The organism is Nonomuraea dietziae (assembly GCF_014195505.1).
GTDB classification, from domain to species: Bacteria; Actinomycetota; Actinomycetes; order Streptosporangiales; family Streptosporangiaceae; genus Nonomuraea; species Nonomuraea roseola.
The window spans coordinates 3,133,713-3,156,303 of sequence record NZ_JACIBV010000001.1; the positions used below are offsets into that span (position 1 = coordinate 3,133,713).

General features: G+C 66.1%; 16 protein-coding genes, 2 tRNA genes, 2 rRNA genes and 1 pseudogene. 9 read left to right on the forward strand and 12 right to left on the reverse strand.

What is annotated here, in order from left to right; genetic code table 11:
• Positions 1–62: 62 nt before the first annotated feature.
• The 8 genes from FHR33_RS14975 to FHR33_RS15010 form a co-directional block, all read right to left on the reverse strand.
• Positions 63–3,173, reverse strand: a 23S ribosomal RNA gene (locus FHR33_RS14975).
• 369 nt (positions 3,174–3,542) lie between these two features.
• A 16S ribosomal RNA gene (locus FHR33_RS14980) occupies positions 3,543–5,064 on the reverse strand.
• The 16S and 23S rRNA genes sit together here, the layout of an rRNA operon.
• 523 nt (positions 5,065–5,587) lie before the next feature.
• Complete coding sequence (locus tag FHR33_RS14985; protein WP_183647475.1) at positions 5,588–8,152, reverse strand: valine--tRNA ligase; 2,565 nt, start codon at positions 8,150–8,152, stop codon at positions 5,588–5,590.
• 108 nt (positions 8,153–8,260) lie between these two features.
• Positions 8,261–9,544: an ATP-dependent Clp protease ATP-binding subunit ClpX gene (gene clpX, locus FHR33_RS14990; RefSeq protein ID WP_183647477.1), complete on the reverse strand. Its 1,284-nt coding sequence runs from the start codon at positions 9,542–9,544 to the stop codon at positions 8,261–8,263.
• Between the two features lie 174 nt (positions 9,545–9,718).
• Positions 9,719–10,342 (reverse strand): ATP-dependent Clp protease proteolytic subunit, encoded by a 624-nt coding sequence (locus tag FHR33_RS14995; protein ID WP_183647480.1) that lies wholly within the window; start codon positions 10,340–10,342, stop codon positions 9,719–9,721.
• A 12-nt stretch (positions 10,343–10,354) separates the two neighbouring features.
• On the reverse strand, positions 10,355–10,987 hold the full coding sequence (locus FHR33_RS15000; RefSeq protein ID WP_183647483.1) for a ClpP family protease: 633 nt from the start codon (positions 10,985–10,987) through the stop codon (positions 10,355–10,357).
• 382 nt (positions 10,988–11,369) lie between these two features.
• Positions 11,370–12,734 (reverse strand): trigger factor, encoded by a 1,365-nt coding sequence (gene tig / locus FHR33_RS15005; protein ID WP_183647485.1) that lies wholly within the window; start codon positions 12,732–12,734, stop codon positions 11,370–11,372.
• A 167-nt stretch (positions 12,735–12,901) separates the two neighbouring features.
• Entirely contained in the window at positions 12,902–13,768 is an 867-nt protein-coding gene (locus FHR33_RS15010) for a Sco1979 family transcriptional regulator (protein WP_183647488.1), read from the reverse strand.
• Between the two features lie 202 nt (positions 13,769–13,970).
• Between FHR33_RS15010 and FHR33_RS15015 the strand changes: the two genes are divergently transcribed.
• Complete coding sequence (locus FHR33_RS15015; RefSeq protein ID WP_246451866.1) at positions 13,971–14,462, forward strand: ATP-binding protein; 492 nt, start codon at positions 13,971–13,973, stop codon at positions 14,460–14,462.
• A gap of 234 nt (positions 14,463–14,696) precedes the next feature.
• Positions 14,697–15,491, forward strand: coding sequence for a nucleotidyltransferase domain-containing protein (locus FHR33_RS15020; RefSeq protein WP_183647491.1), 795 nt, complete (start codon positions 14,697–14,699; stop codon positions 15,489–15,491).
• 130 nt (positions 15,492–15,621) lie between these two features.
• On the opposite strand, the gene FHR33_RS15025 is transcribed toward FHR33_RS15020, so the two are convergent.
• Positions 15,622–15,695, reverse strand: a tRNA-Pro gene (locus tag FHR33_RS15025).
• 89 nt (positions 15,696–15,784) lie between these two features.
• Between FHR33_RS15025 and FHR33_RS15030 the strand changes: the two genes are divergently transcribed.
• The 5 genes from FHR33_RS15030 to FHR33_RS15045 all read left to right on the forward strand — a co-directional run bounded on the left by FHR33_RS15030 (position 15,785) and on the right by FHR33_RS15045 (position 19,438).
• Positions 15,785–15,855: transfer RNA gene (locus FHR33_RS15030), tRNA-Gly, on the forward strand.
• 541 nt (positions 15,856–16,396) lie between these two features.
• A complete protein-coding gene (locus FHR33_RS15035; protein WP_312895542.1) occupies positions 16,397–17,053 on the forward strand; it encodes a nucleoside/nucleotide kinase family protein in 657 nt (218 codons plus the stop codon).
• 166 nt (positions 17,054–17,219) lie between these two features.
• Positions 17,220–17,618, forward strand: a complete 399-nt coding sequence (locus FHR33_RS52595; RefSeq protein ID WP_312895543.1) for an LLM class flavin-dependent oxidoreductase — start codon at positions 17,220–17,222, stop codon at positions 17,616–17,618.
• The gene (locus FHR33_RS52600; protein ID WP_312895544.1) at positions 17,615–18,091 is read left to right on the forward strand and encodes an LLM class flavin-dependent oxidoreductase; all 477 of its coding nucleotides are present in this window, start codon (positions 17,615–17,617) and stop codon (positions 18,089–18,091) included. The genes FHR33_RS52595 and FHR33_RS52600 overlap by 4 nt, the downstream gene beginning before the upstream one ends.
• A gap of 18 nt (positions 18,092–18,109) precedes the next feature.
• A complete protein-coding gene (locus FHR33_RS15045) occupies positions 18,110–19,438 on the forward strand; it encodes a TrpB-like pyridoxal phosphate-dependent enzyme (RefSeq protein ID WP_183647494.1) in 1,329 nt (442 codons plus the stop codon).
• On the opposite strand, the pseudogene FHR33_RS15050 reads toward FHR33_RS15045, so the two are convergent.
• A pseudogene (locus FHR33_RS15050) lies at positions 19,416–19,811 on the reverse strand (FAD-dependent oxidoreductase); the annotation flags it as partial. The gene FHR33_RS15045 and the pseudogene FHR33_RS15050 overlap by 23 nt on opposite strands.
• Before the next feature lie 14 nt (positions 19,812–19,825).
• Between FHR33_RS15050 and FHR33_RS15055 the strand changes: the two are divergent.
• On the forward strand, positions 19,826–19,978 hold the full coding sequence (locus FHR33_RS15055) for a hypothetical protein (RefSeq protein WP_183647499.1): 153 nt from the start codon (positions 19,826–19,828) through the stop codon (positions 19,976–19,978).
• A 38-nt stretch (positions 19,979–20,016) separates the two neighbouring features.
• The gene (locus tag FHR33_RS15060; RefSeq protein ID WP_183647502.1) at positions 20,017–21,315 is read left to right on the forward strand and encodes a dihydrolipoyl dehydrogenase family protein; all 1,299 of its coding nucleotides are present in this window, start codon (positions 20,017–20,019) and stop codon (positions 21,313–21,315) included.
• On the opposite strand, the gene FHR33_RS15065 is transcribed toward FHR33_RS15060, so the two are convergent.
• Together FHR33_RS15065 and FHR33_RS53260 are read right to left on the reverse strand one after the other, a co-directional pair.
• A complete protein-coding gene (locus FHR33_RS15065) occupies positions 21,242–22,318 on the reverse strand; it encodes an AI-2E family transporter (RefSeq protein WP_183647505.1) in 1,077 nt (358 codons plus the stop codon). The two genes, FHR33_RS15060 and FHR33_RS15065, sit on opposite strands and share 74 nt — an antisense overlap.
• Before the next feature lie 156 nt (positions 22,319–22,474).
• Entirely contained in the window at positions 22,475–22,552 is a 78-nt protein-coding gene (locus FHR33_RS53260; RefSeq protein ID WP_376773285.1) for a 50S ribosomal protein bL37, read from the reverse strand.
• Positions 22,553–22,591: the final 39 nt, after the last annotated feature.

The window sequence follows — 22,591 nt, forward strand, 5'->3', positions numbered from 1 at the left end:
ATTTGTTGTCTCAGAATTGCTTAGTGGACGCGAGCAACAGTGCTTAATGAAAAGCGTGCTTTGTGGTCAAGTCCTCGGCCTATTAGTACCGGTCAGCTCCACACGTTACCGTGCTTCCACCTCCGGCCTATCAACCCGGTCGTCTACCGGGAGCCTTACCCACTCACGTGGTGGGAGACCTCATCTCAAGGCGAGCTTCCCGCTTAGATGCTTTCAGCGGTTATCCCTTCCGAACGTAGCCAACCAGCCGTGCACCTGGCGGTACAACTGGCACACCAGAGGTTCGTCCGTCCCGGTCCTCTCGTACTAGGGACAGCCCCTTTCAAGTCTCCTGCGCGCGCAGCGGATAGGGACCGAACTGTCTCGCGACGTTCTAAACCCAGCTCGCGTACCGCTTTAATGGGCGAACAGCCCAACCCTTGGGACCTACTCCAGCCCCAGGATGCGACGAGCCGACATCGAGGTGCCAAACCATCCCGTCGATATGGACTCTTGGGGAAGATCAGCCTGTTATCCCCGGGGTACCTTTTAGCCGTTGAGCGACGGCGCTTCCACATGCCACCGCCGGATCACTAGTCCCAGCTTTCGCTCCTGCTCGACCCGTCAGTCTCACAGTCAAGCTCCCTTGTGCACTTACACTCAACACCTGATTGCCAACCAGGCTGAGGGAACCTTTGGGCGCCTCCGTTACTCTTTAGGAGGCAACCGCCCCAGTTAAACTACCCACCAGACACTGTCCCCGATCCGGATCACGGACCAGAGTTAGACGTTCAAAACGACCAGAGTGGTATTTCACCAATGACTCCACCCGAACTAGCGTCCGAGCTTCACAGTCTCCCACCTATCCTACACAAGACGTTCCAAACGCCAATGTCAAGCTGTAGTGAAGGTCCCGGGGTCTTTCCGTCCTGCTGCGCGTAACGAGCATCTTTACTCGTAGTGCAATTTCGCCGGGTCTGCGGTTGAGACAGCGGGGAAGTCGTTACGCCATTCGTGCAGGTCGGAACTTACCCGACAAGGAATTTCGCTACCTTAGGATGGTTATAGTTACCACCGCCGTTTACCGGCGCTTAAGTTCTCACCTTCGCTGTGTTGCCACAGCTAAGCGGTCCCCTTAACGTTCCGGCACCGGGCAGGCGTCAGTCCGTATACATCGTCTTACGACTTCGCACGGACCTGTGTTTTTAGTAAACAGTCGCTTCCCCCTGGCCACTGCGACCCCCACCAGCTCAGAAAGCTAGTTTCGTCACCAGCAGAGGTCCCCCTTCTCCCGAAGTTACGGGGGCAATTTGCCGAGTTCCTTAACCACAGTTCACCCGATCGCCTCGGTATTCTCTACCTGACCACCTGAGTCGGTTTAGGGTACGGGCCGCCACAACACTCGCTAGAGGCTTTTCTCGGCAGCATAGGATCATCCACTTCGCCACAATCGGCTCGGCATCACATCTCAGACTATATGAGGGACGGATTTGCCTATCCCTCGCCCTACATGCTTACCCCAGGAACAACCATCGCCTGGGTTGGACTACCTTCCTGCGTCACCCCATCGCTTACCTACTACCCGATCGGATCGAGCGTTCAGCCTCACCACTTGTCCCGAAGGACGCTGCGGGGCTTAAGGACTCTTAGCATCACGAGGTTCGATATGGGCGTGTTAAAGCGGGTACGGGAATATCAACCCGTTGTCCATCGACTACGCCTGTCGGCCTCGCCTTAGGTCCCGACTTACCCTGGGCGGATTAGCCTGGCCCAGGAACCCTTGGTCATTCGGCGGCAGGGTTTCTCACCCTGCATTCGCTACTCATGCCTGCATTCTCACTCGCACAGCCTCCACAACTAGATCACTCTGCTGCTTCGCCGGCTGCACGACGCTCCCCTACCCATCAACAAGAACACGTTCTCATCAATGCCACGACTTCGGCGGTGTACTTGAGCCCCGCTACATTGTCGGCGCGGAATCACTTGACCAGTGAGCTATTACGCACTCTTTCAAGGGTGGCTGCTTCTAAGCCAACCTCCTGGTTGTCTCTGCGACTCCACATCCTTTCCCACTTAGCACACGCTTAGGGGCCTTAGTCGGTGATCTGGGCTGTTTCCCTCTCGACTACGGAGCTTATCCCCCGCAGTCTCACTGCCACGCTCTCACTTACCGGCATTCGGAGTTTGGCTGACGTCAGTAACCTTGTCGGGCCCATCGGCCATCCAGTGCTCTACCTCCGGCAAGAAACACGTGACGCTGCACCTAAATGCATTTCGGGGAGAACCAGCTATCACGGAGTTTGATTGGCCTTTCACCCCTACACACAGGTCATCCCCCAGGTTTTCAACCCTGGTGGGTTCGGTCCTCCACGAGGTCTTACCCTCGCTTCAACCTGCCCATGCGTAGATCACTCCGCTTCGGGTCTACAGCATGCGACTCAAACGCCCTATTCAGACTCGCTTTCGCTACGGCTCCCCCACACGGGTTAACCTCGCCACACACCATAACTCGCAGGCTCATTCTTCAAAAGGCACGCAGTCACATCACACACCAGCAAGCTGATGTAAGCTCCTACGGCTTGTAGGCACACGGTTTCAGGTACTATTTCACGACCCCTCACCGGGGCACTTTTCACCTTTCCCTCACGGTACTAGTGCACTATCGGTCATCAGGGAGTATTTAGGCTTACCAGGTGGTCCTGGCAGATTCACACAGGATTTCTCGGGCCCCGTGCTACTTGGGATCCCCTCAAACAGTCGACAAGGTTTCGCCTACCCGGCTCTCACGGTCTACGGCAGCCCTTCCCAGAGCTTTCAACTACCCCATCGATTTCTCACTGTTCGACCGATCGGCAGATCGATCAAGAGGGTCCCACGACCCCGAACATGCAACGCCTGCCGGCTATCACACATGCCCGGTTTAGCCTCATCCGCTTTCGCTCACCACTACTCACGGAATCACTGTTGTTTTCTCTTCCTACGGGTACTGAGATGTTTCACTTCCCCGCGTTACCACCAACCGCCCTATACATTCAGGCGGAGGCAACACCACATGACTGGTGCTAGGTTTCCCCATTCGGACATCCCCGGATCAACGTCTGGTTGGCGACTCCCCGAGGCTTAACGCAGCCTCCCACGTCCTTCATCGGCTCCTGATGCCAAGGCATCCACCGTGTGCCCTAAAAAACTTGGCCACAAAGATGCTCGCGTCCACTATGCAAATCTCAAACAACAAACAGCAACCACATCCCGACCCGGCAAAACGCCCGGCCGTTCCATGGCCCTGCATGAGGCGGAACAGAAAGGATCAGGCCACCATGCGAAACCCGCAGCGGGTGGCCCCATGATCCGGTCCGTTTCCTCAGGACCCAACAGTGTGTCCGGCACCTCGTAACCCCTGTCACCCTCGTTCCCACTCCCGGCAAGCCGGGCGGTACCAGACGGGCAGCGATCACGCTGAACCGAGTAGCCAGTGCTCCACTAATGAGCTGCCGAGCATCAGACGTTCGCTGATGACCTCGACGTAGACCGAAGACTCGCGCCTTCGACCAGCTGCTCCTTAGAAAGGAGGTGATCCAGCCGCACCTTCCGGTACGGCTACCTTGTTACGACTTCGTCCCAATCACCAGCCCCACCTTCGACCGCTCCCCCCAGCAAGCTGGTTGGGCCACGGGCTTCGGGTGTTGCCGACTTTCGTGACGTGACGGGCGGTGTGTACAAGGCCCGGGAACGTATTCACCGCAGCGTTGCTGATCTGCGATTACTAGCGACTCCGACTTCATGGGGTCGAGTTGCAGACCCCAATCCGAACTGAGACCGGCTTTTAGGGATTCGCTCCACCTCACGGTATCGCAACCCTCTGTACCGGCCATTGTAGCATGTTTGCAGCCCAAGACATAAGGGGCATGATGACTTGACGTCATCCCCACCTTCCTCCGAGTTGACCCCGGCAGTCCCCCATGAGTCCCCAGCACGCCGAAGCGCCTGCTGGCAACATGGAGCAAGGGTTGCGCTCGTTGCGGGACTTAACCCAACATCTCACGACACGAGCTGACGACAGCCATGCACCACCTGTCACCCAGTCCGAAGAGGGCCACATCTCTGCAGCTTTCCGGGCGATGTCAAGCCTTGGTAAGGTTCTTCGCGTTGCGTCGAATTAAGCAACATGCTCCGCCGCTTGTGCGGGCCCCCGTCAATTCCTTTGAGTTTTAGCCTTGCGGCCGTACTCCCCAGGCGGGGCGCTTAATGCGTTAGCTCCGGCACGGAGATCGTGGAAGATCCCCACACCTAGCGCCCAACGTTTACAGCGTGGACTACCAGGGTATCTAATCCTGTTCGCTCCCCACGCTTTCGCTCCTCAGCGTCAGGTAAGGCCCAGAGAACCGCCTTCGCCACCGGTGTTCCTCCTGATATCTGCGCATTTCACCGCTACACCAGGAATTCCGTTCTCCCCTACCTACCTCTAGCCAGCCCGTATCCACCGCAGACCCGCAGTTAAGCTGCGAGCTTTCACGGCAGACGCGACAAGCCACCTACGAGCTCTTTACGCCCAATAATTCCGGACAACGCTTGCGCCCTACGTATTACCGCGGCTGCTGGCACGTAGTTAGCCGGCGCTTCTTCTGCAGGTACACGTCAACTTCGTCCCTGCTGAAAGAGGTTTACAACCCGAAGGCCGTCATCCCCCACGCGGCGTCGCTGCGTCAGGCTTTCGCCCATTGCGCAATATTCCCCACTGCTGCCTCCCGTAGGAGTCTGGGCCGTGTCTCAGTCCCAGTGTGGCCGGTCGCCCTCTCAGGCCGGCTACCCGTCGTCGCCTTGGTAGGCCACTACCCCACCAACAAGCTGATAGGCCGCGAGCCCATCCCCAACCGAAAAGACTTTCCACCACCACCCGATGCCGGGGGCGGTCGTATCCGGTATTAGACCCAGTTTCCCGGGCTTATCCCAGAGTCAGGGGCAGGTTGCTCACGTGTTACTCACCCGTTCGCCGCTCGAGTACCCCGAAGGGCCTTTCCGCTCGACTTGCATGTGTTAAGCACGCCGCCAGCGTTCGTCCTGAGCCAGGATCAAACTCTCCAAACAATGTTTGAGAATTTCTCCCGGCTGAAACATGAATGTTCCAACCAAAGGAATCCGTCCAATGGACGGGGTTGTGCATCATGCACTGGCTTTTAACACACTGTTGAGTTCTCAAGAAACGGACGCATTCACCGTCACCCACCCGGTGGCACTCGCTTCGTTATGTCTCCATCTTAGCAGATCACCCGATTTGGTGTCAAACCGGTCAAACCTGTCTAAAGTTTCGACGGCCCGTCTCCGGGACAACCCTCTCAACTTACTCGAGCATTCGGTCCTTGTCCAATCGCGTGGACGCGGCCCGAAGATCGGGAGTGAGTCAGAGGATGTTCAGAGCCTAGCAGCCCCTCTGCGGGCTTCGTCCCGAAGCCGCTGTGGATCGCTGCCCTGCGTTGAAAACTGTAGCAGCAGCCCGCGCCCGCGAGACCCAACTTCGGTAACGAATGGGTCTTCCCCCGGTGCGCGTTCCTCAAACACACCGAAGGCCCGAAGTCGTGAGACGACTCCGGGCCTTCGAGGGTCCTGTGGGTCAGCCCGCCGGCAGCGCCGCCAGTTGCCCCTCCAGACGGGCGATGTCGGCGGCGGAGGACTCGGCCCTGGCCCTGACCTTAGCCACCACGTCGTCAGGCGCCTTGGCCATGAACTGCTCGTTGCCGAGCTTCGCCGCCACCTGGGCGGCGTCCTTGCGCGCCACGGCCAGGTCCTTCTCCAGCCGCTTGCGCTCGGCGGCCACGTCGATGGTGCCCGCCGTGTCGAGCTGCACGGTCACCCCCGCGACCACCAGCGAAGCCGTCGCCGCGAAAGTCTCCGACGGCTCCTGCAGCCGCAGCAGCGACCTGATCGCCGCCTCGTGCTCCGCCAGAGCCGTACCCGACAAGGAGAGCCTGGCCGCCACCTTCTGACCCGGCTTGAGCCCCTGGTCGGAGCGGAAGCGACGGATCTCGGTCACCAGCTCCTGCACCGCGAGGATCTCCGCCTCCGCTGCGGGGTCGGCGTAGCGGGCGTCGGCCACCGGCCAGGTGGACACGACGACGGACTCGCCGCCGGTCACCGCGCGCCAGAGCTCCTCGGTGACGAAGGGCACCAGCGGATGCAGCAGCCGCAGCAGGGCGTCGAACACGTGGCCGAGCACCAGGCGGGTGTCCTCCAGCCCCTGCGAGAGCTGGACCTTGGCCAGCTCGAGGTACCAGTCGCAGACCTCGTCCCACGCGAAGTGGTAGAGCAGGTCGGAGGCCTTGGCGAACTCGAACTCCTCGAACGCCGCGTCGGCCTCGCCGATGACTGTCTGGAGCCGCGAGAGGATCCAGCGGTCGGCCGCCGTCAGCGAGTCGGGCAGCTCTCCGACCGCCGCGCCGTTCATCAGCGCGAAGCGGGTGGCGTTCCAGATCTTGTTACAGAAGTTGCGCGAGCCGGCCGCCCAGTCCTCGCTGACCGCGACGTCGGAGCCGGGGTTGGCGCCGCGCAGCAGCGTGAAGCGGGTGGCGTCGGCCCCGTAGCGCTCGATCCAGTCGAGCGGGTCGACCACGTTGCCGAACGACTTCGACATCTTCTTGCCGAACTGGTCGCGGACCATGCCGTGCAGGGCGACCGTGCGGAACGGCGGCTGGCCGTCCATGGCGTACAGACCGAACATCATCATCCTGGCGACCCAGAAGAAGAGGATGTCGTAGCCGGTCACCAGCACGGAGGTCGGGTAGAAGCGCGCCAGCTCCGGTGTCTTCTCCGGCCAGCCCAGGGTCGAGAACGGCCACAGCCCCGAGGAGAACCAGGTGTCGAGCACGTCGGGGTCCTGGACGTAGCCCTCGGGCGCCGACTCGTCGGGGCCGAGGCACACGACCTCGCCCGCCGGGCCGTACCAGACGGGGATCCTGTGTCCCCACCACAGCTGGCGCGAGATGCACCAGTCGTGCATGTCGTCGACCCAGTCGAAGTAGCGCTTGGCCAGCTCCGGCGGGTGGATGCGGGTGCGGCCGTCGCGGACGGCGTCGCCCGCGGCCTTGGCCAGCGGCGAGACATTGACGAACCACTGCAGCGAGAGCCTCGGCTCGACGACGGTCTTGCAGCGCGAGCAGTGGCCGACGGCGTGCAGGTAGGGGCGCTTCTCCGCGACGATCAGCCCCTGCTGGCGCAGCGCGGCGACCACGGCGGGCCTGGCCTCGAACCTGTCGAGCCCCTGGAAGGGGCCGTGCGCGGTGATGACGCCGCGCTCGTCCATGACGGTCAGCGACGGCAGCGAGTGTCGTCGGCCGATCTCGAAGTCGTTGGGGTCGTGCGCGGGGGTGACCTTCACGCAGCCGGTGCCGAAGGCGGGGTCGACGTGCTCGTCGGCGACGATCGGGATCCTGCGCCCGGTCAGCGGCAGCTCGACCGTGGTGCCGATCAGGTGGGCGTAGCGCTCGTCGCTCGGGTGGACGGCCACGGCGGTGTCGCCCAGCATCGTCTCGGGGCGCGTGGTGGCGACCACGATCTCGTCGGAGTAGCGGATCGAGACGAGCTCGCCCTCGTCCTCGCTGTGCTCGACCTCGATGTCGGACAGCGCGGTGAGACAGCGGGGGCACCAGTTGATGATGCGCTCGGCGCGGTAGATCAGCCCGTCGTCGAAGAGCCGCTTGAAGATCGTCTGGACGGCGCGCGAGAGCCCCTCGTCCATGGTGAAGCGCTCGCGCGACCAGTCGACGCCGTCGCCCAGCCGCCTCATCTGACCGAGGATCCTGCCGCCCGACTCGTCCTTCCACTGCCAGACGCGTTCGATGAACGCCTCACGGCCGAGGTCGTGGCGGGACAGCCCCTCCTTGCCGAGCTCGCGCTCCACGACGTTCTGCGTGGCGATGCCCGCATGGTCCATGCCCGGCAGCCAGAGCGTCTCCATGCCCCTCATGCGGGCCCTGCGGCTGAGCGCGTCCTGGATGGAGTGGTCGAGCGCGTGGCCGATGTGGAGCACGCCCGTCACGTTGGGCGGGGGCAGCACGATGGAGTACGGCTCACGCCCGCTGCCCGGGTCCGCGCCGAAGTATCCGCCTGATACCCATCGCTCGTAGCTCTGGGTCTCGACGTCGGCGGGTGTGTACTGGGTAGGCAGCTCTGGCGTTGTCACGCGGTCAAGTTTAGGGACCTCGGGCGACTTCCGTGGAATCGTCGCCCGCGAGTCAGACGGCGAGGCCCCCGGAGTGGACTCCGGGGGCCTCGCCGTGTGAAGCGTGGTTCAGGCAGACTTCTCGCGCGGTGTGCGCTGCTGCTTGGCCGCCAGCTGGTCGCGCGGGACCAGCGTGGGGATCGCGTGCTCCAGCACGGAGTCGCGCGTGATGACCACGCGGGCGACATCCTCCCTGGAGGGCACCTCGTACATCACCGACAGGAGCACCTCCTCCAGGATGGCCCGCAGGCCTCTGGCGCCCGTGCCGCGCAGGATCGCCTGGTCGGCGATGGCCTCGAGCGCGTCGTCGGTGAACTCCAGCTCCACCCCGTCGAGCTCGAACAGCTTGCGGTACTGCTTGACCAGGGCGTTGCGGGGCTCGGTGAGGATCTGGATGAGCGCCTCGCGGTTGAGGTTGTGCACCGAGGTGATGATCGGCAGACGCCCGACGAACTCGGGGATCATGCCGAACTTGAGCAGGTCTTCGGGCATCACGTCGCCGAAGATGTCGGAGGAGTCGATCTCCTCCTTCGAGCGGATGATGGCGTTGAAGCCGATGCCCTTCTTGCCGATGCGCGACTCGATGATCTTCTCGAGGCCGGCGAACGCGCCACCGCAGATGAACAGCACGTTGGTGGTGTCGATCTGGATGAACTCCTGGTGCGGGTGCTTGCGCCCGCCCTGCGGCGGCACCGAGGCCGTCGTGCCTTCCAGGATCTTCAGCAGCGCCTGCTGGACGCCTTCGCCCGAGACGTCGCGGGTGATCGACGGGTTCTCGCTCTTGCGAGCGATCTTGTCGACCTCGTCGATGTAGATGATGCCGGTCTCGGCCTTCTTGACGTCGTAGTCAGCGGCCTGGATCAGCTTGAGAAGAATGTTCTCGACGTCCTCGCCGACGTAGCCGGCCTCGGTGAGCGCCGTCGCGTCGGCGATGGCGAAGGGAACGTTGAGCATTTTGGCCAGCGTCTGCGCCAGCAGCGTCTTGCCGGATCCCGTGGGACCGAGCAGCAGGATGTTGGACTTGCCCAGTTCGAGGCCGTCATCCCTGCCACGGTCGCCCGACTGCACCCGCTTGTAGTGGTTGTAGACCGCCACCGAGAGTGCCTTCTTGGCCGCGTCCTGGCCGATCACGTAGGCGTCGAGGAACTCGTAGATCTCCCTCGGCTTCGGCAGGTTGTCCCACTTGAGCTCGGAGGACTCTGAGAGCTCCTCTTCGATGATCTCGTTGCAGAGATCGATGCACTCATCGCAGATGTAGACGCCGGGACCGGCGATGAGCTTTTTGACTTGCTTCTGGCTCTTCCCGCAGAAAGAGCACTTCAGCAGGTCTCCCCCGTCGCCGATGCGTGCCACCCCAGATACTCCTTTGCGTGGGACCGCCCTGCTCCCGCGATCCGTATCCTCCGGACCCGGTCCGAACCGCTCAGGTTTCGACGTTACCGTCTTCTGGGCCCTCAGTGAGCCCCCTGGCGGCGAGTCGCACCGGAACGTGCCCAATTGGGCAGCGCTCCGGTGCGTCACGTTCGATCAGGAAGCAACGGCCTGAGCTCGCTTCTTCCTGATCGGGATGATGTCGTCGATCAGACCATACGCCTTGGCCTCATCGGCGTTGAGAATTTTGTCGCGTTCGATGTCCTTGCGAACTTCTGCCGCGGGCTTTCCAGAGTGCTTCGCGATGATCTCCTCAAGGAGGGATCGCATACGAAGGATCTCCCTGGCCTGGATCTCGATGTCACTTCCCTGACCGCCGCCCTCGGTTGAGGGCTGGTGGATCAGGACCCTGGCGTTGGGCAGAGCGAACCGCTTGCCCGGCGTGCCGCCCGACAGCAGCACGGCCGCGGCCGAGGCGGCCTGACCGAGGCAGACCGTCTGGATCTCAGGCCTGACGAACTGCATCGTGTCGTAGATCGCCGTCATGGCCGTGAACGACCCGCCGGGCGAGTTGATGTAGATGCTGATGTCACGGTCGGGGTCGAGCGACTCCAGCGTGAGCAACTGCGCCATGACGTCGTTGGCCGACGCGTCGTCGATCTGCACTCCGAGGAAGATGATGCGGTCCTCGAAGAGCTTGTTGTACGGGTTCATCTCCTTCACGCCGTAGGACGTGCGCTCGACGAAGGAGGGGAGAACGTAGCGGCTCTCGATGTTCACTTCAGCTCCCCCTTAGGAAACGGCGCCCTGGGAGGACACCTGGCGCGCACTGCGCACGACATGGTCGATGAAGCCGTAGTCCTTGGCCTCATCGGCGGTGAACCACCGGTCGCGATCGGAGTCGGCCTCGATCTGGTCGAGCTCCTGGCCGGTGTGGAAGGCGATCCGCTCGGCAAGCGTCTTCTTCACATAGAGCATCTGCTCCGCCTGGATGGCGATGTCGGCGGCGGTGCCGCCGATCCCACCCGAGGGCTGGTGCATCATGATGCGCGCGTGCGGCAGCGCGTAGCGCTTGCCGGGCGCGCCCGCGCAGAGCAGGAACTGCCCCATGGAGGCCGCCAGACCCATCGCGACCGTGGCCACGTTGTTCGGCACGTATTCCATCATGTCGTAAATCGCCATGCCCGCGGTCACGGATCCGCCGGGCGAGTTGATGTACAGGTAGATGTCACGTTCGGAGTCGTCGGCGGCAAGCAGCAGCAACTCGGCGCAGATGCGGTTGGCGATCTCGTCATTGACGTCCGTGCCGAGCACGATGATGCGCTCGCGCAGCAGGCGCTGGTAAAGCTGGTCCTCAAGCCGGAAAGCTGAGCCGTTCTCACGGCCCCGCGACTCGGGCTGATAGAAGGTCGGCGGGCTGGTCACAGCGTCACCTTCCGATGCGTCGTAATCGATGGGCTTTGCTTGTGACCTTAACGCGCACGGCCCACAGGTCATGCCCGGTCCACGGACTGTTCGCTGTCGGCGCAGGTGGCGGTCAACGTCCGCCAGGGACGCTCCCGCGCTCTCGTGAGCCCCGCTCCTGCGGGCGTTCACGCTGATCCTTCTCCTGTGCCGCCAGGAGCCTGCCCTGGCCCCGAGCAGTACGGCCTCGCCGTCCGGGCGGCCCCTGGAAGAGCTGAGGGACGCCGACGCGACGGCGCCACGGTGTCCCGCCCCGCCCCCTGATCACCATGCGCCCCACGGCGGAAGACGGCGAAACCCCCGCCCTGCGCGCAGGACGGGGGTTCGCGACGTGAAGGAGGGGTCACTCCTCGGTGGCGTCGGCCTCTTCGACGACCTCTTCACCGTTGATCTCGGTGTAGATGGCCTTGAGGTCGACCTCGTTGCCGGCCTCGTCGACGACCTTGGCCGCGTCGCCGACGACGGTCTTGGCCTTGTCGCGGACGATCTCGACCATGGCCAGCGTGAGCTGGTCGTTGTCGGCGAGGTGCTGGGCCAGCGTGTTGGGCGCGACGCCCATCTGCATGGCGCGGCGGACCACGAAGTTGGTCAGCTCCTGCTCGCTGACGCCCAGCTCCTCGGCCTTGACGATCTTGTCGAGGACGAAGCCGCTCTTGATGGCCTTGGCGGAGCTGGTCTCGAACTCGGCGAGACGCTCCTCCTCGGTCGTCTGGTAGAGGCGGAAGAAGGCCTCACGGCTCAGGCCGCTCTCGGCGATCTGGTGGTCGAGGTTGTGCTTGCGGGCGTCGAGCTCGGCCTTGAGCGCGCTGTCGGGGATCGGGATGTCGATCTGCTCCAGCAGCGTGTCGAGGGCCTTCTCGCGCGACTGGACGACCTGGTCGACCAGCTTGTTGCGGTGAGCCTGCTCGCGGATGCTGTCCTTGAGCTCCTCGAGGGTGTCGAACTCGCTGGCCAGCTGGGCGAACTCGTCGTCGAGCTCGGGCAGGACCTTCTCCTTGACCGACTTGACGCTGATGATGACGTCGGCCTCCTCGCCGGCGTTCTCACCACCGACAAGCTCGGTGCGGAAGGTCTTCTCCTCGCCCGCCGACATGCCCTCGAGCGCGTCGTCGAGGCCCTGGAGCACCGAGCCCGCGCCGACCTCGTAGGACACCTCGTTGGCCTGCTGCTCCTCGAGGTTGACGCCGTCGATCTCGGCGCGCAGGTCCATGACGACGAAGTCGCCGGTGGTGGCGGCGCGCTCGACGCCGGTCAGCGTGGCGAAGCGCTGGCGCAGCGCGTCGAGCTGGCTGTTGATGTCCTCGTCGGTGACCTCGGCGGTCGGGACGGTGACCTCGATGCCGGCGTAGGCGGGCACCTCGAAGTTGGGCCTGATGTCGACCTCGGCGGTGAACTCGATCTGCTCACCGTCCTCGATCTTCGTGACCTCGATGTCGGGCTGGCTGACAGGGAAGACGTCGACCTCGTCGACGGCCTGGCTGTACAGCTTCGGCACCGCGTCGTTGAGGGTCTCCTCCAGCACCACCGCGCGGCCGAAGCGCTGCTCGATGATGCGGGCCGGGACCTTGCCGGGGCGGAAGCCGGGGACGCGCACCTGCGACGCGACCTTCTTGTACGCCGCCTGCATGCTCGGGCCAAGCTCGTCGAACGGCACTTCGACGGTGAGCTTCACCCGGGTCGGGCTGAGCTCCTCGACAGCGGTCTTCACGGGGTGGTCTCCTTGATCAAGCTTTGAGTGTTCGCGGGCGCGTCCAAATTCTCTGCGGCTCACGCGCCGCGCCCACATGATCGGCTTGGGCATGCTCGCACCGGCGAATGTCCAACGCCGCACGCCAGTCTAGGGCAGATGCGCACCCAAGCACGACGAAGAGGCGTTCAGATCTCGTCCCTGATCTTGTTGAGCAGGCTGACGGTCTCGTCAGGGGTGGTGCTGACCGCGCAGAGGCGCTCCATGACCTCGGTGTAGCGGTCGACGTCCTCGCGCTTGTCGAGGTAGAGGGCGCTGGCAAGTTGCTCGACGTAGACGACGTCGGGCAGGTCCTGGTCGGGGAAGCGCAGGATGCTGAAAGCGCCGCCCTCGGCGCTGTGTCCTCCGAAGTCGAACGGCATGACCTGGATGGTGATGTTGGCCTGGCGCATGAGGTCGATCAGGTGCTCCAGCTGGGCCTTCATCACCTCGGCTCCGCCGATGGGACGGCGCAGCGCGGCCTCGTCGATCACCGCCCAGAGGACCGGTCCACCCGGACGGTCGAGCACGCGTTGGCGCTCCAGTCGCAGGTCCACCCTGCGGGCGATCTCGTCGGAGCTGACTCCCGCCGATCCTGCGGTGATGACGGCCTTGGCGTACTCCTTGGTCTGCAGCAGGCCGGGGACGAACTGGACCTCGTAGGTCCTGATGCGGGTGGCGGCCTCCTCCAGGCCGACGTAGGCCTGGAACCAGGAGGGCAGTAGGTCGTTGAACCGGTGCCACCAGCCCGGCTCGTTGGCGGTGGAGACCAGGTCGAGCACCGCTCTGCGGGCGCTCTCGTCGGCTACGCCGTACAGGGTGAGCAGGTCGGCGACGTCGCGCTCCTTGAAGCCGACCCTGCCGAGCTCCATGCGGCTGATCTTCGACTCGGAGCCCCTGATGAGGTGACCCGCCTCTTCGCGCGTGACGCCGCGCGACTCTCGCAGCCTGCGTAGCTGGGAGCCCAGGAGGATGCGCAGAGCCGTTGGCCCCGACCCCGGCGGGTTCTGCGTCACAATGCCTCCCTCTTCGGTCCGCACACAGTGTCACTAGTTCCGGGCGCTGTGACAAGGTCTCAGCCGTGTGTCCGCTTTGCCAGACCGAACATGCTGTTGCACATTGCACCTGCACGTGCATTTGGGTCTTGCAGCGCCGCTTGTCGTGACCCATGATGGCTTAGTGCATATTGGGGACAAACGCCGAAATATGCACCGATTCATGAGTAGCGGAGGTAACGGCGGGATGGTGGAGGACCCCCTGGGCACTGCCACCTGCCTGAAGATCACTCGCGAGGTGGGCTTCGACCGCCTCCTCCGCGCAGAAGAACCGGACACCACCGCGACTCCGCTGCCTTTCCAGGCCGATTCGGTGCGCACGGCGCGAGACGTCACACGCTCGACGCTGCACGACTGGGGACTGTCCGAGCTCAGTGACGACGCGGCGCTGGTGGTCTCCGAACTGGTGACCAACGCGGTCAGGTACGCCAGGGGGCACCGCGAGATCACTCTCCTGCTGATGCGGGCCGCGCCCCATGTGCTGCTGGCGGTGGCCGACCCCAGCGACGAGGTGCCCACTCCCAAGGAGCCCGACTTCATCTCGGAGAACGGGCGCGGGCTCTACATCGTCGAGACCTACAGCGAGTGCTGGGGCTGGGACTGCCTCGACGGCGGCGGCAAGGCCGTCTGGGCGCTGTTCCACACCGGCGACTGACAGCGCGTCATCGCCTACACCTGAGCCCTTGATCGGGCGTTCCGCCTACGCGCCGCCGTCGACCTGGTCGCGCCGTCCGGACTCTCTACTCGGCGGCCACGCTCATCCACGGGATCGGCACGGTTCCATCCGCCATAGGCATGTCCGGCCTTCGTGCCGCGCTCTTCTCACGCGTCCGGGCCGCCCGGACGGCGTGGTACGTTCGAAAACTTTGTTCGTACCGGAAGGAACGCCATGGACGCTCTCTCCCTGCACGACCGGTTCCTCAGCGACGCGCTTCCTCGGATTCAGCAAGATCCGAGAGTGGCCGGTGTCGCCGTCGCGGGGTCGATCGCGAGGGGGCACCCCGATGGCTACTCCGATGTCGATCTCATCGTGGTCATCGACGACGAGGCGTTCGACTCGGTCATGAAGGAGCGTCTTGAGCTGATCGGCTCGTGGGCCGCCCTGGTGGCGGGGTTCACCGGGGAGCACGTCGGCGAGCCCCGCCTGATCATCACGCTCGTCGGGCCGCCCCTCCTCCATGTCGACTTCAAGTTCGTGCGTGCCTCCGACTTCGCCGAGCGCGTCGAGGACCCGGACATCCTGTGGGACCGAGACGGCGACCTGGCCGCCTGTCTGGCGGAGCATCCACCCGCGGACCCGCCGCTCGATCTCCAGTGGATCGAGGACCGATTCTGGGTCTGGGTGCACTACGGCGCGACGAAACTCGGCCGCGGCGAACTGTTCGAGGTCATCGGCTTCCTCAGCTACCTGCGCGAGGCCGTCCTGGGTCCTCTGGCCGCTCGGCGGGTGGGCGCGTCACCGCGCGGCGTCCGCCACCTCGAATCCGTCGCGCCGGATGAGGCGCGCGCCCTTCAGGCGACCCTCTGCGGTTACGACCGGCACGACGCCGGCCAGGCTCTGCTCGCCTGCGTCGCGCTCTACCGGCAGTGGCTCGACGACGCCGAAGCGATGATCGAACCCCGCCGCCACGCCGAGAGGCTCGCCGTGCAGTACCTCCACGACGTCATCGATCAGGCGAGCTGACCAAGCCATCCCTCAGGAGGCGTCGAAGGCGCCGTGGCGATGGACCGCATCTTCGGCGCATCCGAGGAACCCTAGACACCCAGAAGGCCACTCCCGATCTTGTGGAGTGGCCTTCCGGCAGGTACGGCAGTCGGGGCGACAGGATTTGAACCTGCGACTTCCTGCTCCCAAAGCAGGCGCGCTACCAAGCTGCGCCACGCCCCGCGACGTCGGTTACGCATGCGCCCCGTGACTCCGGTACGCTTACGCCCTGACGACCGGATGAAGTCTAGACCAGACTTCGACCGGCTCGCGCGGACGTAGCTCAATGGTAGAGCCCTAGTCTTCCAAACTAGCTACGCGGGTTCGATTCCCGTCGTCCGCTCAGACGGCAAAAGGCCAGGTCATCCACATGGAGGACCTGGCCTTTTGCGATCTTCAGGAATTCTTTTCGATCCGCCGCGCCCGCTGTGTGCCCGAGGCCTCTGAAGGGTGGTCGGAAGAACGCTTTCTCGGACTCCGGGGTGATCGCCGAGGGCGTGCTCGTCCCAGTAGGCCCGTAGGTGGCAGAGGTGGCCGGCTGGTCACCGGCCCTGGACAGGCCGAGCAGGCCAGGGCCACGGGGTGATCTGGCCGGGTAGGGGTCGGTACGTCCGCGCGGAAATGGCCGAGTGGTAGAGGCCGCGGTTCAGCGTGTGGTGCGGAGGTGGCGCCGGGCGGTTTCCGAACTTGTCCGCGGAACCACTGCGTCATCCCTTCAGGATGCTGCATCCTCGTGCAGCCGCATGGCGACCTGGCCTTTCGTGGTCGGGGGGAGTATTCGCATCGCGGGCCGCCGACTATGATCAACACGTCGAGGAGGCCATGTTGATCTTCCATGCGATGCTGGGTGGCGTCGCCCCGTTCACCCCGACCAGTGTCAGCCTGTGCAGGCTGTTCCGCGGGCGGCCGTGACGAGGGCCAGGCCTGTTTCACCCGGTCTGCTCGTCGAGGAGCTGGCCGAGCGGATCGCCGCGGGCCCGCGCCACTCGTGGATGCGGGTGCTGGTCGACGGCGCGCCCGCCGCGGAGCCTTCGCGCCTCGCCGACGCGCTGGTGGAGCCGCTGCGTGAGCGTGGCAGGCCCGTCCTGCGGGTGTCGGCGGGTGACTTCCTGCGCCCTGCGTCGCTGCGCCTGGAGTACGGCAGGACCGACCCCGACGCCTTCTACGACGACTGGCTGGACGAGGGCGCGCTGCGCCGCGAGGTGCTCGGCCCGCTGGAACCGGGCGGCACCGGCAGGGTCCTGCCCGCCCTGTGGGACAGCGCCAGGGACAGGGCGACGCGCGCGCCGTACGAGACCCTTCCTCCCGGGGGCGTGCTGCTGCTCGACGGGACGCTGCTGCTCGGGCGGGGGCTGCCCGCCGAGCTGACCGTCCATCTGTGGCTGTCGCGGGCGGCTCTGGCGCGCCGCGCCGAACAGGACCAGCGCTGGCGGCTGCCCGCGTACGAGCGTTACGAGCGCGAGGTGGCCCCCCTGACGGCGGCCGACGTCGTGGTCAAGGCCGACGACCCGCGCCATCCGGCGCTGCTGAGACCGGCGTGAGCGCCGAGGAGAGGACGCGCGCCACGACGGCGTGGTCGGGGTACTCCTCCACGTCCTGAGCGGCGCTCCAGGGGGTCATGCGCCCACAGGTGCTCCGCGGCAACCTGACCGCACGAGGAGGGCCGTACGCAGGAATCCGGACGGCAGGGTGCCGGTTGCCAGGGATATGAACGACTACGGACGCTCGCCGCAGTTCGGCTACTTCCTCGTTCCGAACGCGGGCGATCCCGTCATCGAGTACGCCCAGCTCGCCGACCGCCTGGGGCTGGACCTCATCGGCGTGCAGGACCATCCCTACCAGCGCCGCCACCTCGACACCTGGACGCTGCTCAGTGTGATCGTCGCCGTGACCGAGCGCGTCACCGTCTTCCCCGACGTGGCCAACCTGCCGCTGCGGCAGCCGTCCGTGCTGGCCAAGTCCGCCGCCAGCCTCGACCTGCTCAGTGGCGGGCGGGTGGAGCTCGGACTCGGGGCGGGCGGCTTCTGGGAGGCCATCGAGGCGTACGGCGGGCCGCGCCGTACGAGGGGTGAGGCCATGGACGCGCTCACCGAGGCCGTCAGGTGATCAGGAAGGTCTGGAGCGGGGAGCGCAACAGCCGCTTCGAGGGCGAGCACTACCACCTGCGTGGCGCGCAGACCGGGCCCGAGCCCGCGCACCGCGTCGGGATCTGGCTGGGCGTCGGCGGCCCGAGGGGGCTCGCGCTGGCCGGGGGCGCCGCCGACGGCTGGCTGCCGTCCTCGCCGTGGGCTCCGCCCGAGCGGCTGCCCGAGCTGCACGCCAGGATCGACGAGGCCGCGATGGAGGCGGGCAGGAAGCCCTCCGACATCCGCCGCGTCTACAACGTCGCCGGAAGCATCGGGCCGGGCAGGACGGCTGCGCAGTGGGCGGCCGAGCTGACCGACCTGGTGGTCGGATTCGGCATGGACTCCTTCGTCTTCTGGGCGGAGGACGACGACCAGGAGCGCCAGGTGCACCTGTTCGCCGAGGAGGTCGTCCCCGAGGTTCGCAGGCAGGTGGCTATGGAACGGCAGGGATAACGGAGTCACGATGGATCGATGACACCGAGTCACTGGTACAACATCGTTCCCGACCTGCCCGCCCCTCCCCCGCCACCGCTGCATCCCGGCACGATGCGGCCGGTCGGACCTGACGATCTCGCGCCGCTGTTCCCCGCGGAGCTGATCGCGCAGGAGGTCAGCGGCGACAGGTTCGTCGAGATCCCGCAGGAGGTGCTCGACGTCTACCGGCTCTGGCGGCCGACGCCGCTGATGCGGGCGCGCCGCCTGGAGAAGGCGCTCGGCACACCCGCCCGCATCTACTACAAGTACGAGGGCGTCTCGCCCGCGGGCTCGCACAAGCCCAACACCGCGGTGCCGCAGGCCTACTACAACGCCAGGCAGGGCGTGCGCCGTCTCACCACCGAGACGGGGGCGGGCCAGTGGGGCTCCGCGCTGGCCTTCGCCTGCGCGCAGTACGACCTGGAATGCGAGGTCTGGATGGTGCGGGCCTCCTACGACCAGAAGCCCTACCGGCGCTCACTGATGAGGCTGTACGGCGCGACGGTGCACGCCAGCCCTTCGTCCGTCACGAGCGCGGGCAGCAAGGTGCTGGCCGAGGAGCCAGGCTCCCCCGGCAGCCTGGGCATCGCGATCAGCGAGGCGGTGGAGGTCGCGGGCGCCTCGGACGACACCCGCTACGCGCTCGGCTCGGTGCTCAACCACGTCCTGATGCACCAGACGGTCATCGGCGAGGAGGCGCTGGAGCAGCTGCCCGAGATGCCTGACGTCGTCATCGGCTGCACGGGCGGCGGCTCCAACTTCGCGGGGCTGGTCTTCCCGTTCCTGAGGGAGAAGCTCGCCGGGCGGATCTCGCCGGTGCTGCGGGCGGTGGAGCCCGAGGCGTGCCCCTCGTTCACCAGGGGCGTCTACGCCTACGACTTCGGTGACACGGCGGGGTTCACGCCGCTGCTGAAGATGCACACCCTCGGCCACGACTTCGTCCCCGACCCGATCCACGCGGGCGGCCTGCGCTACCACGGGATGTCGCCCCTGCTGTCGCACATGTACGAGCTGGGGATGTTCGAGGCGGTCGCCACGTCGCAGAAGGAGTGCTTCCAGGCCGGGGTGAGGTTCGCCCGCGCCGAGGGCATCGTGCCGGCTCCCGAGCCGACGCACGCGCTGGCCGAGACGATCGCCGAGGCGCTGCGCTGCAGGGAGAGCGGGCAGGAGAAGGTCATCCTGACCGCGCTGTGCGGCCACGGCCACTTCGACCTGGCCGCCTACGACCGCTTCCTGGGCGGCGAGATGGAGGACTTCTCGCTGCCCGAGGAGCGGATCTCGGCGGCGCTGTCGACGCTGCCTGTCATCCGAACGCCTTCGCCCTGAGGCTGGGCACCCGCTGGGCGGTGCGCAGGAAGGTCTTGAAGCCGAGCCTGGCCACCGCGTTCTCGCCGACGAACTGCTCGGCGGCCTGGAGGGAGTCGCGGACGGCGGCGAAGCCGTACTCACGCATCCTGCGCTCGTAGCCGCCGATGGCCGCCACGGGGTCGCCGCCCGCCGTCAGGGCCTGACACAGCAGCCTGGCGTCGCGCAGGGCGGTGTTGGCGCCGATCCCGCGCATCGGCGTCATGCTGTGGATGGCGTCGCCCAGCGGGGTGATGGTGGTGGGCTCCCACGGCTCGATCGGGATCGAGGTGCGGATGGGCAGCAGCGACACGGTGTCGGGGTGCGCAGCGGCTCGGCGAGCTCCCCTCCTCGCTCGACCCTGAGCCGGTGCTCGTGGCGCTGTTCGCGATGGCCGCGGCGGGGGTGGCCTTCCCGCAGATCGTCAGGGCGGTCCACGGCGAGGACCCCGCCTCCCCCGAGTTCGCCGAGCGCTACGCCGCCCAGGTCGAGGCGCTGCTGGGCGCGCTCGCCGCAGGGTGAGAAGGAGGGCGTCCCACCCCTGCGGCTAGCGTGGGTGGATGGATGTCGATGTGATCGTGCTGGGCATGGGCCCAGGAGGCGAGGACGTCGCGGGCCGGCTGGCCGAGGCGGGGCTGCGGGTGGCGGGCGTCGAGGCGAACCTCGTCGGCGGGGAGTGCCCTTACTGGGGCTGCATCCCCTCCAAAATGATGCTCCACGCGGCCGACCAGGTGGAGAAGGGCGCTCTGCCGCCCGACTGGGGGCCGCTCGCGCGAAGGATCCGCGAGGAGGCGACCGACGACTGGAACGACAAGGTCGCCGCCGACCGCTTCACGGGCAAGGGCGGCCACCTGGTCAGAGGCCATGGGCGCATCACGGGGGCCGGCGAGGTCACCGTGGGCGATCAGGTGATCAGGGCCTCGAGGGGGATCGTGATCGCCTCGGGGTCGCAGCCGGCCGTACCGCCCATCGACGGGCTTGAGGGCACGCCGTACTGGACCAACCACCAGGCGATCGAGGCCGAGACGGTCCCCGAGTCGCTGATCGTGCTGGGCGGCGGCGCCGTCGGCGTGGAGCTCGCGCAGGTCTTCTCCAGGTTCGGCGCCAGGGTGACGGTGCTGGAGGGCCTCGACAGGCTGGTCGCGATCGAGGAGCCCGAGGCGGGCGAGCTGATCGCCAAGGCCTTCGCCGACGAGGGCATCGACGTGCGCACCGGGGTGAAGGTCTCGCGGGTGACGTACGGGGACGACGGCTTCACCCTCGCGGGCGTGACGGCGCGCAGGCTGCTGGTGGCCACGGGCCGCAGGGTCGACCTGAAGGCGCTCGGGGTGGCGGCGATCGGGCTCGACGAGAGCGCGAGGGCGATCCCCGTGGACGGCAGGATGCGGGCCGCCGAGGGCGTGTGGGCGCTCGGCGACGCGGTCGGCAAGGGCGCGTTCACGCACATGTCGATGTACCACGCCGACATCATCGTCAAGGAGATCCTCGGCCAGCCCGCCTACGAGGCGGAGTACCACGCGGTGCCAAGGGTGACGTTCACCGATCCCGAGGTCGGCGCGGTGGGCCTGACCGAGGCGCAGGCCAGGGAGAAGGGGCTCGACGTCCGTGTGGGATTCACCGACCTGGCCGAGTCCACGCGGGGCTGGATCGCCCAGGCGCGCGGCTTCGTCAAGCTGGTGGCCGCCGACGGGGTGCTGATCGGCGCGACCAGCGCGGGGCCCTCGGGCGGCGAGGTGCTGAGCATGCTGACGCTGGCCGTTCACGAGCGCGTCCCTGTGCGGCGGCTCAGCCAGATGATCTACGCGTACCCGACGTTCCACCGCGCGGTGTCGGCGGCTCTTGCCGATCTTGACCGCTGACGAGCGGGATCGCCCAGCGGGTGCCAGGGTCCGCGTCGATGAGCAGGGCTCTGGCCAGCGCGGTGAGCGGCACGGCGAGCACGGCGCCGAGCGCGCCGAGCACGACCGACCAGATCAGCAGCGACAGGATGGTGATCGTGGTCGACAGGCCGGCCGACTGGCCCGCGTACTTCGGCTGGATCACCGACTGGATGACGAAGTTGAGCACGCTGTAGACCGCGATCACCCAGGTCATCGTGACCCAGCCCGAGTCGAGCAGGGCCAGCAGCGCGGGCGGCACCAGGCCCAGGACGAATCCGATGTTGGGGATGTAGTTGGTGATGAAGGCCAGCAGCCCCCACAGCAGCGGCAGCGGCACCCCGAGCAGCAACAGCGCGCCCGCGTCGAGCACGGCCACGATCAGGCCGAAGACGGTGGAGACCACCAGGTAGCGGCAGGTGCCTCCGGTGAAGTCCCGCAGCGCCCGCACCAGGTGCGGCCTGGTCGTCTCCAGAGCGTTCGCGGCCGACTGGATCGGGCCCGCGTCCAGGCTCATGCCGTACAGCAGCAGCAGGATGAGCACGAACGCCGAGCCGACGCTCAGCAGGCTGGACAGGAAGCCCTGCACGATCGGCAGCAGCTGACTGGGGTCGAGCGAGCCGAGCACCGCGTTGACCTCGGCCGAGGTGATGCCGTGCGCGCGGAGCCACCTGGTCGCGGAGGCGGCGAGCGCGGTGTACTCGTCGGAGTAGGTGGGCAGCAGCACGGCCAGCTGCGCGACGGAGACGACCAGCGCCGCCACGAACGCGATCATTCCCAGCAGCACGACGGTCAGCGGCACGGCCACCAGCGCCCAGCCCGGCGCGCCGCGACGCCTCATCCATGAGCGCAGCGGGCTGACGGCGATCGTCAGCGTGAGTGCCAGGAAGGCGGGACCGGCGACCGAGCTGAAGCGTTCGAGCCCGACCAGGACGATCATCGCGGCCGCCAGGCCGATGAGGACCCGGAGTCCGCGCGACATCATGCGTCACACTATGACCAGTTTCCCCAGGTGAAGGCCGGTCAACGCGCCGGTGCGGCCCCGCCCCTCGCGGGGCGGGGCGACAATTCTCGCCTCGGGCCTTTCGCCGGCCCGCGGGAGGGATGAACATCGGGTACGAGCCGTACCCGATGTCACGCCTCAGCGAGCGTTGGGACGCTTGCCGTGGTTGGCCGCCTTCTTCTTGCGGGCCTTGGTCTTGCGAGCGCGCTTGGCCATGGCTTACCTCCTCCCGTGTAAGGCTCCAACCTCTCGCGG

Coding starts and splice junctions, on each gene's coding strand:
- FHR33_RS15015 (WP_246451866.1), top strand. CDS start 13,971: ATGAGTAGCGGAGGTAACGGCGGGATGGTGGAGGACCCCCTGGGCACT.
- FHR33_RS15020 (WP_183647491.1), top strand. CDS start 14,697: ATGGACGCTCTCTCCCTGCACGACCGGTTCCTCAGCGACGCGCTTCCT.
- FHR33_RS52595 (WP_312895543.1), top strand. CDS start 17,220: ATGAACGACTACGGACGCTCGCCGCAGTTCGGCTACTTCCTCGTTCCG.
- FHR33_RS15045 (WP_183647494.1), top strand. CDS start 18,110: ATGACACCGAGTCACTGGTACAACATCGTTCCCGACCTGCCCGCCCCT.
- FHR33_RS15060 (WP_183647502.1), top strand. CDS start 20,017: ATGGATGTCGATGTGATCGTGCTGGGCATGGGCCCAGGAGGCGAGGAC.
- FHR33_RS15065 (WP_183647505.1), bottom strand. CDS start 22,318: ATGATGTCGCGCGGACTCCGGGTCCTCATCGGCCTGGCGGCCGCGATG.
- FHR33_RS53260 (WP_376773285.1), bottom strand. CDS start 22,552: ATGGCCAAGCGCGCTCGCAAGACCAAGGCCCGCAAGAAGAAGGCGGCC.